The organism is Streptomyces coerulescens, assembly GCF_042657965.1.
GTDB classification, from domain to species: Bacteria; Actinomycetota; Actinomycetes; order Streptomycetales; family Streptomycetaceae; genus Streptomyces; species Streptomyces coerulescens.
The window spans coordinates 1-10,366 of sequence record NZ_JBHSKM010000033.1 but is presented as its reverse complement, the minus strand read 5'-3'; the positions used below and the strand labels follow the sequence as shown (position 1 = coordinate 10,366).

Sequence of the window (10,366 nt, the reverse complement as noted above, 5' to 3'; positions counted from 1 at the left end):
GGTGTGTCGTCCTTCGGTATCAGCGGGACCAACGCCCACGTCATCCTCGAAGAAGCCCCGACCGCGCGGTCCCCTCACCGGCCCGAGTCCGCGACCCAAGTGCCCGTCATTCCTTGGGTGCTCTCGGGTCGCAGTCGGCAGGCCATGGACGCGCAGGCGGACAGGCTGGCCGCCTTTCTGGCCGAGCGGCCCGAACTGTCCCCCCTCGACATCGGATTGTCCCTGGCCACGTCCCGTGCGGCGCTTGAGCACCGGGCTGTCGTGCTGGGCCCGGACAGCGACGCGCTGCGTGCGGGGCTCGCCCTGCCCGCCGTCACCGGCGTGGTCACCGAGGGCCGTACGGCGTGGATGTTCACCGGCCAGGGCAGCCAGCGCCTCGGCATGGGACGTGAACTGCACGCTGTCCACCCGCGGTTCGCCCGCGCCTTCGACGAGGCGGCGACCCTGCTGGAGGCCGAACTGTCCGGCGCGGACGGCTTCCCGGTCCCGCTGCGCGCCGTCCTCTTCGCCGACGACGGGACCGAAGCAGCCGCCCTCCTCGACCGCACCGGCTACGCACAAGCAGCCCTGTTCGCTGTCGAGATCGCGCTCGCGGCTCTGCTGGACTCCTGGGGACTGCGCCCCGATCTGGTGCTGGGGCATTCCATCGGCGAATACGCCGCCGCGTACACGGCCGGTGTCTTCGAACTGTCGGATGCGGTGCGGTTGGTGGCGGCTCGGGCACGGCTGATGCAGGCGCTGCCCGAGGGCGGCGCGATGGCCGCCGTCGAGGCCGACGCCACGGAGATCGCCGACCTCCTGACCGGCGGCGACGATGTGTCGGTTGCCGTCGTCAACGGACCGACCGCCGTGGTCGTCTCCGGCAGCGAGGACGGCGTCGAGCGCGTCATGGCGGCGGTCCGTGAACGCGGTCGACGCGTCACCCGCCTGCGCGTCTCGCACGCCTTCCACTCCCCGCTCATGGAGCCGATGCTCGACGAGTTCGCCACGATCGCCGAGCAGATCGCCTACCACCGGCCGACGCTGCCCGCCGTCAGCACACTGACGGGTGCCACGCTCGGCGACGATGACTGGACCACCCCCGGCTACTGGGTGCGCCAGGTGCGTGAGGCCGTTCGTTTCCACGACGCGGCTCGCACGGCCGTGGACGAGCTCGGTGCCGTACGCTTCCTCGAAGTCGGCCCCGATCCTGTGCTGTCCGCCCTGGTGGAGCCGGCGTTCGCGTTCTCCGTGCTGCGCAGGAACCTGCCGGAAGCGGAGGCCGCTCTCCGCGCCGTCGCCGAGCTGTACGTCCGGGGCGCCGCCGTCCACTGGCCGGCCGTGTTCGAGGGCAGCGGTGCCGTACGGACGCCGCTGCCGACGTACGCCTTCCAGCGCGAGCGGTACTGGCTGCGTGACATGGGCTCGGCGGGGGATGCACGTGGCCTCGGGCTCAAGGCCGCCGACCACCCGCTGCTCGGCGCGGCCGTGTCCGTCGCCGGATCGGACGCGGTCCTGCTGACCGCGAGGCTGTCGCCGGCCGTCGCGCCGTGGCTCGCGGACCATGTCGTGGGCGAGACCGTCGTCGTACCGGGCACGGCGCTGGTCGAACTCGCCTTGGCGGCGGCCGACCGCGCGGGCTGCGACCGCGTCGACGAACTCACCCTCCAGGCCCCGCTGATCCTCCCCGGGCAGGGCGCCGTCCAGATCCAGATCGCCCTCGACGCCCCCGACGGCACGGGCGCGCGCCCGCTGCGTCTGTACGCCCGCCCGGACGACGACTCCGACTGGACCCTGCACGCCGAGGGAACGGTGAGCGGCGGCGCCAAGGCACCCGACCGGTCCACGGATCTGCGGACCTGGCCTCCCACCGATGCCCAACAGCTCGACACGACCGGCCTGTACGACAGGCTGGCCGAGACAGGCCTGCGGTACGGCAGCGCCTTCCGTGGCCTGCGGCAGGTCTGGGCCCGGGGCGAGGAACTGTACGTCGAGGCCGCGCTGCCCGAAGACGTGGCCGGCGAGGCGAACGCCTTCGCGCTGCACCCCGCCCTGCTGGACTCGGTGCTGCACGCCCTCGCCCTGCGCGCCGACGAACAGCACGGTGCACTGCTGCCGTTCGCCTGGACGGGAGTGTCCTGCCAAGCCGTGGGCGCGAACCTCGTCCGCGTCCGGATCGTCCCGCGCGGCTCCGGCACCTACGCCCTGTACGTCGCCGACGCCACCGGCGCTCCCGTCGCCGCCGTCGAGTCACTGCTGCTGCGCCCGGCGTCGCCCGCGCGGTTCGCAGCCGGGGCCGCGTCCGCGAGCGCGGAGTACCTCTACCGCGTGGAGTGGACGCCGGCGCTCGAGGCGCCGGCTCCCGAGGAACCGGTTGCCGCTGCCACCGGCCCGGTGACGGTCCTGCGGGTGCCGGACGATGCCGAGCCCTGGCACGGGGCGGGACTGACCCTCGTTCCCCACGACGGTGACGGCGACACACCTGTCCCCGACACCGTCCTGCTCTCGGCCCGGCGTGGGGCGGGCACGGCCGCGGTGACCGAGGTCCTGGCCGCCGTCCGCGAGTGGGTGGCACAGGACCGTCCCGCCGGCGCACGCCTCGTGGTCGTGACCAACGGAGCCGTGGCCGTCCAGGACGGTGAGGCCCCCGATGCCGGCGGTGCCGGCGTCTGGGGACTGGTGCGCTCCGCCATGAACGAGCACCCGGGCCGCTTCGCCCTCGTCGACGTCGACGACGACCCGGCGTCGTACCGTCTCGCCGCCACCCGCTTCGACGACCAACAGGTCGCCATCCGCGGGGGCCGGGTGTGGGTGCCGCGGATGGTGCGGATGGCTTCGGGCGGAGTGCTGGTGCCGCCGGTGGGCGCGGGCGCCGACTGGCGGATGGATGTGGTGGCTCAGGGGCGGCTGGACGGGGTCGGGCTCGTGCCCGAGGAACAGCGCGCTCTCGGACCCGGCGAGGTACGGGTCGGTGTGCGGGCCGCCGGCGTCAACTTCCGCGACGTACTGAACGTCCTCGGCATGTATCCGGGCGACGCCGGCCGGCTCGGGCACGAAGGTGCCGGGGTGGTCGTCGAGACCGGCGCGGAGGTGACCGATCTGGTGGTCGGTGACCGGGTGATGGGCCTGCTGGACGGCGCGTTCGCCCCCACGGCCGTGACCGATGGGCGACTGCTGACCCGCATTCCGGAGGAGTGGTCCTACGAGCAGGCGGCGTCCGTGCCGATCGTGTTCCTCACCGCCTACTACGCCTTGGTGGACCTGGCCGGACTTGAGGCGGGGGAGTCGGTGCTGGTCCACTCGGCTGCCGGTGGCGTGGGCACGGCGGCCGTACAGCTCGCCCGTCACCTGGGTGCTGAGGTGTATGCGACGGCGAGTGAGCCGAAGTGGCCGGTGGTGCGGGGGTTGGGGGTTGCGGCTGAGCGGATCGCCTCGTCTCGGACGACGGAGTTCGAGGAGCGGTTCGGGTCGGGTGTGGATGTGGTGCTGGACTCGCTGGCGGGTGAGTTCGTGGACGCCTCGTTGCGGTTGGTGCGGCCGGGTGGCCGGTTCGTGGAGATGGGCAAGACCGATATCCGCGATGCGGAGCAGGTGCGGGCCGATTACGGCGTCGACTACACCGCCTTCGACCTCATCGACGCGGGTCCCGACCGGATCGCCGAGATGTTCGCCGCCCTGCTGAACCTGTTCGAGGACGGTGCCCTGCGGCCCGCCCCGGTCACCGCCTACCCGATCTCGCGCGCACCGGAGGCGCTACGTCTGCTGGGGCAGGCCAAGCACGTCGGCAAGGTCGTCATCTCGGTGCCCTCGCCGTGGAACGCCGACGGCACGGTGCTGATCACCGGCGGGACCGGTGGTCTGGGCGCGGAGGTCGCCCGGCACCTGGTCACCGAGCACGGCGTACGGGACCTACTGCTCCTCTCCCGGCGCGGGCCCGAAGCCCCGGGGGCCCCGGAACTTGCTTCGGAACTTGATGAGTTGGGTGCCCGGGTCGAGGTGCGGGCGTGTGACGTGTCGGACCGTGCGGCGCTGGCCGCCGTGCTGGACGGCGTCGACCTGTCGGGTGTCGTGCATGCGGCGGGTGTGCTGGATGACGGTCTGGTCGCCGACCTGACGCCCGAGCGACTGGCCCGAGTCATGGCCGCGAAGGCTGAATCGGCCCTGCATCTGCACGAGTTGACCGCCGATCACGATCTCTCCGCTTTCGTGCTCTTCTCCTCTTTCGCGGGTGTGGTCGGCAACGCCGGTCAGGCGGCGTATGCGGCGGCGAACAATGTGCTGGATGCCCTGGCCGTGATCCGTCAGGCCCAAGGGCTGCCGGCCGTGTCGCTGGCCTGGGGCATGTGGGCGAACGCCGACGGTATGGGCGGGACGCTGGGGGCGGCGGAGCTGGAGCGCATGGCCCGGCAGGGCTTCCCGGCGCTGGAGACCGGTGAGGGGCTGGCCCTCCTCGACGCGGCGCTTGTCGTGGACGAGCCGAACGCCGTCCCCGTCGCCTTGCGTACGTCCGCCCTGGCGACCGTACGCGACAGCCTGCCCGGCATCCTGCAAGGCGTCGTGCCGGCCGCCGATCGTCGCCGCCGCGCCGCCGGGCCGACCGCGGCCGGCGGTGTCCTGGCCGGGCGGCTGCGGGAGCTGTCCGTCGAGGAGCAGGAGCGCGAGCTGCTGGACCTGGTGCAGGCGCAGGTGGCGGGGGTGCTCGGGCATGCGTCCGCCGGGTCGGTCGACGCGTCCCGTGCCTTCAAGGACCTCGGGTTCGACTCGCTCACCGCCGTCGACCTGCGCAACCGGCTCGGCTCCGCCACCGGCATCACGCTTCCGGTGACCGTCATCTTCGACCACCCGACACCGGCCGCGCTGGCCGCGTCCCTGCGGGAGCAACTCGTCGGCGCGCCGGTCGACCACGAGGCGCGGGATACGGAGGACACGGCCGCCGTACTCGCCGACGAGCTCATCGCCGTCATCGGCATGGGCTGCCGCTACCCCGGCGGCGTGGACTCGCCCGAGGCCCTGTGGTCACTGGTGGCGGACGGCGGTGACGGCATCACGCCGTTCCCCCTCGACCGCGGCTGGAACATGAAGACGCTGGAAGGGGTGACGGCGGTCGGCGGATTCGTCGACGGCGCCACGGAGTTCGACGCCGAGCACTTCGGGATCTCGCCCCGTGAGGCCCTCGCCATGGACCCGCAGCAGCGGCTGCTGCTGGAGACGGCCTGGGAGGCCCTGGAGCGTGCGGGCATCGACCCGCTGTCCCTCCAGGGTTCGGCGACGGGCGTGTACGCGGGCGTGTCCGCGAACGGGTACGCCAGCGGTCAGGAGGACGACGACGCCGACCCGGAGACGGACGGCTATCTGCTGACGGGCAGCACCCCGAGTGTGGCGTCGGGACGGTTGTCGTACGTGTTCGGGCTGGAGGGCCCGGCCGTGTCCGTGGACACCGCCTGCTCCTCCGCGCTCGTCGCCCTGCATCTTGCCGCCCAGGCGCTGCGGTCCGGTGAGTGCGACATGGCGCTGGCCGGCGGCGCCACCGTCATGGCGACGCCGGGCATGTTCCTGGAGTTCGCGCGGCAGGGCGGGCTGGCGGGTGACGGCCGCTGCAAGTCGTTCGCCGACAGCGCCGACGGGACCGGCTGGAGCGAGGGCGGCGGCATGCTCGTCCTGGAGCGGTTGTCCGATGCACGGCGCAACAACCATCCGGTGCTGGCGGTCGTGCGGGGCAGTGCGGTCAATCAGGACGGTGCGTCCAATGGGCTGACCGCGCCGAACGGCCCCTCCCAGCAACGTGTCATCCGCCAGGCGTTGAAGGCGGCCCGCGTCTCGCCCGCCGAGGTCGACGTGGTCGAGGCGCACGGCACCGGCACCCGGCTCGGCGACCCGATCGAGGCACACGCCCTGCTCGCGACCTACGGCCAGGCTCGCACCGACGACGAGCCGCTGTGGCTCGGCTCGATCAAGTCGAACATCGGGCACGCCCAGGCGGGCGCCGCCGCGGCGAGCGTCATCAAGATGGTGATGGCGCTCCAACGGCGCCATCTGCCCCGCACCCTGCACGTCGACCGGCCGTCCGAGCACATCGAGTGGGGGTCCGGAGCCGTACGGCTGCTCATCGAGCCCCGGGACTGGGAGGCGGCCGGACATCCGCGCCGCGCCGGTGTGTCCTCCTTCGGTATCAGCGGCACGAACGCCCACGTCATCCTGGAGGAAGCCCCGGACGGCGAAAGCGGGACCGGGCGGAAGCCGGGCGGCACGCGGGACACAGGGGAAGCGGACTCCGGTTCCCCGCTCGTGCCCTGGGTCGTGTCCGGCCGTACCGACCGGGCGACCCGGGCCCAGGCGGCCCGGCTGACGGGCTTCCTCGGCTCCCTGGACGAGTCACCCCTCCCCGGCGACATGGCGCACGCGCTGGCGACAACCCGCGCCGTGCTCGACCACCGTGCCGTCGTACTCGGCGGTGAACTCGCTCAACTGCGCGCCGGGCTGGACGCGTTGGCGGCGCATTGCGCTCCCGCGCCGGACGCCGCCACGGTCGTCACCGGCACGGTCGTCGAAGGCCGTACCGCCTGGATGTTCACCGGGCAGGGCAGCCAGCGGCCCGGCATGGGACGGGAACTCCATGCCACCTACCCGGTGTTCGCGCAGGCCCTGGATGCGGTGTGCGAGCTGCTCGAAGCCGAACTCGGGGGACCCGAGGGCGGATTCGCCCACCCCCTGCGCGCGATGCTGCTCGCCGAACCCGACGGCCGGCCCGACGACGCGAACCCGCTGAACGCCACCGGATACGCACAGTCGGCCCTCTTCGCCCTGCAAGTGGCCCTCGTCGAACTCCTCAGGTCCTGGGGCGTCCGACCCGATCTCGTGCTCGGCCATTCGGTGGGCGAGCTGGCCGCCGCGTATGCCGCCGGGGTCTTCGAACTCCCCGACGCGGTACGGCTGGTGGCCGCAAGGGCCCGCTTGATGCAGGCGCTGCCCGACGGTGGTGCGATGGCCGCCGTGGAGGGCGGCGAGGCCGAGGTGACCGAACTGCTGAAGGAGCTGACCGGCAGCGGGCAGATCACCGTCGCCGTCGTCAACGGACCCTCGTCCGTGGTGGTGTCCGGGGACGAGGAACTTGTCGTCGAGGCGATGGACACGGCACGTGGACAGGGGCGCCGGGTGTCCCGGCTGCGGGTCAGCCACGCCTTCCACTCCCCGCTGATGGACCCGATGCTCGCCGACTTCGCCACCGTCGCCGAGACGATCGCCTACCGCCGCCCCACGACCCCCGCCGTGAGCTCCGCCACGGGCGAGTCCGTCACCGCGCAGTGGGCGTCCGCCGCCTATTGGGTGGACCAGGTACGCCGTCCCGTGCGCTTCCACGACGCCCTCACCACCGCCACGGGCGACCTCGGCGCCACCCGGCTCCTGGAACTCGGCCCCGACCCGGTCCTCACCGCACTCGCCCGCTCCGCCTCCGACGTTCGCGTCACCGCGGCCGCCGCGCTGCGGGCCGGCCATGCCGAGACCGAGACGCTGCTGACGGCCGTCGCCGACCTCTTCGTCCGCGGCATGCGAACCGACTGGGCCGCCGTGACGGCAGCCTCGGACCCCACCCACATCGGGGCCGGTGCACACGTCGAGCTGCCCACCTACGCCTTCCAGCGCCGCCGCTACTGGCTGCGCGACCGCCGGGCACAGCGGCCCGCGACCGCACGGCGGCAGGCCGGCGACGCCGGGTTCTGGAGCCTCGTCGACGGCGGTGACCCCGCCGCGCTCGCCGACCGGCTCGGCGTCAGCGCCGACACCTCACTCGATTCCCTGCTGCCGGTGCTCTCCGACTGGCGCAGGCGGCAGAGCGAGGCCTCCGAACTCGCCGCCTGGCGCTACACGGTCACCTGGAAGCCGGTCGGCGTACCGGCCGCCACGCTCGCCGGGAACTGGCTGATCGTCGCCCCGGAGCAGCTGACCGCCGACCACGACGCCTTCGTCGAGCAGTGCGCGCGGGCCCTGCGGGACGCCGGCGCCCAGGTCACCGTCGTGACCATCGGCAGCCACGACAGCCGCACGGCGCTCGCGGCCAGGGTCCGCGAACTCGCCCCGGACGGTGCGCTGTCCCTCCTGGCGTGGGCGGAAGAGCGGGACCCCCTCGGGGACGTGCATCAGCAGCCGCCCGTCGCGACCGCTCTGACCCTGCTGCTCGCCCAGGTGTGGGCCGACGCGGCCGGTGGGACCGGTGCGCCGCTGTGGTGCGCGACCCGCTCCGCGGTCTCCGTCGGCACCGGGGATCCGCTCCGGCATCCCGCCCAGGCCCAGCTGTGGGGGCTCGGCCGCAGCCTCGCCCTCGAACACCCCGACATCTGGGGCGGGTTGACCGACCTTCCGGTCCGGCCCGGCCACCGGGACCTGACCCGGCTCGCCCAACTCCTCGCCCACGGCCGCTCCACCACCTGGTCCGAGGACCAGCTCGCCGTCCGGGCGGGCGGTGTCTTCGCCGCACGCTTCGTACGCGACGACGCCCCCGGCACCGCCCACCCCGACGAGCCCCCGGCGGACGGCCTCGGCGGCACCGTAGTGATCACCGGTGGCACCGGAGCCCTCGGCCGGCACCTCGCCCGACGGCTCGCCGAGCGGGGTGCCCGGCATCTGCTGCTCGTCTCCCGGCGCGGTCCCGACGCTCCCGGCGCCGACGGACTGCGTGACGAACTCACCGCGCTCGGCGCCCGCGTCACCCTCGCCGCCCGTGACCTCACCGCCCGCGACGAGGTCCGCTCCCTGATCGACGGGATCCCCGAGGACGCCCCGCTCACCGGCGTCGTGCACGCGGCCGGCATCCCCGCCAACGGCGTCCTCGCCGACCTCACCCCACGGCACCTCGCCGACGCCCTCGCCGCCAAGGCCCGTGCCGCCGACCTGCTCCACGAACTGACGGCCGACCAGGACCTCGGACTCTTCGTGCTGTTCGCCTCCGTGACCGGCGTCCTGGGCAACGCCGGCCAGGCCGCCTACGCCGCCGCCAACGCCCACCTCGACGCGCTCGCCCAGCACCGCCGTGCGGTGGGACTGCCGGCCACGTCCGTCGCCTGGGGGCCCTGGGCCGGCGACGGCATGGCCGCCGACCGGGCCGCCGAGGAACGCATCCGCCGCTCCGGACTGCGCCCCCTGCCGCCCGAGCGTGCGCTCGCCGCGCTCGACCAGGTACTCGCCGACGATCGCCCCTGCACCGCCGTGGTGGACATTTCCTGGGACCGCTTCGCGACGGCGTTCGCCCTGGCACGGCCCAGCGCCCTGCTCGCCGACCTGCCCGACGCGACCACCGCCACCCGGGGCGGAACCGGTACCGCGGGCGCCGAGACAGGCGAACTCGTCGCAAGGCTGCGCGCCCTGCCGTCCGGCGAACGCGAACGCGCCCTGGGCGACTTCGTCCAGTCCCGCGTCGCCGCGGTGCTCGGCCATGAGACACCGGCCGCGATCGACGCCGACCGTGCCTTCAAGGACTTCGGCTTCGACTCCCTCACGGCCGTCGACCTGCGCAATCAGCTGATGACCGCGACCGGACTCCGGCTCGCGACCACCCTCGTCTTCGACCACCCCACCCCGGCCGCCCTCGGCCGCCACCTGCACGCCGAACTCTTCCCCGACGACACCGCGGACGCCTCCACGCAGGACCTCACGGAATTGACTGACCTCGACGAGTCCCGTCTGCGCCGCGTCCTCGCCTCGGCGCCGCTCAGCCGACTGCGCGACGCCGGCCTCCTGCCCGGCCTGCGCACCCTGCTCACGCAAGCCGAGGACGCGGAACGGCGCGCCGAGGACGAGCGGGCGATCGGGTCCGACGACACACCGGACGACGGCAGCACCCTCGCCGACCTCGCCGTCGACGACCTCGTGAACCTCGCGCTCGGCGACCTGACCGACCCCACCGACGCGGCCGGCCCCTCGGCCGACGACGACTTGGGCTTCGACTTCGACTCCGACTCCGACTCACGAGACTGACAGAGGCATCGATGAGCGCACCGTACGAAAAGGTCGTCCAGGCTCTGCGCAAGTCCCTGGAGGAGACCGAGTCGCTGAAGAGGCGCAACCGCCAACTCGTCGCGGCCTCCCGCGAACCCATCGCGATCGTGGGGATGGCCTGTCGTTTCCCGGGTGGTGTGTCGTCGCCGGAGGAGTTGTGGGAGATGCTCGCCGCCGGTCGTGACGGTGTGGTCCCGTTCCCCGCCGACCGCGGCTGGGACATCGACGACCTCTTCGACCCCGTTCCCGGGCAGCCCGGCCGTACTTACGCGAATTCCGGTGGTTTTGTGTCGGGTGTGGCGGATTTTGATGCGGGGTTGTTCGGGATTTCGCCGCGTGAGGCGTTGGCGATGGATCCGCAGCAGCGGTTGTTGTTGGAGGTGTCGTGGGAGGCGTT

The 10,366-nt window shown here is 73.2% G+C and carries 2 protein-coding genes; both read left to right on the top strand.

The window, feature by feature from the left end; genetic code table 11:
- A partial coding sequence (locus ACFPQ9_RS34825) for a type I polyketide synthase (RefSeq protein WP_465269599.1) occupies positions 1-9,948 on the top strand: 9,948 nt, incomplete at its 5' end.
- 11 nt (positions 9,949-9,959) lie between these two features.
- Positions 9,960-10,366, top strand: a 407-nt coding sequence (locus tag ACFPQ9_RS34820; protein WP_380862394.1) for a beta-ketoacyl synthase N-terminal-like domain-containing protein, incomplete at its 3' end; no start/stop codon positions are given.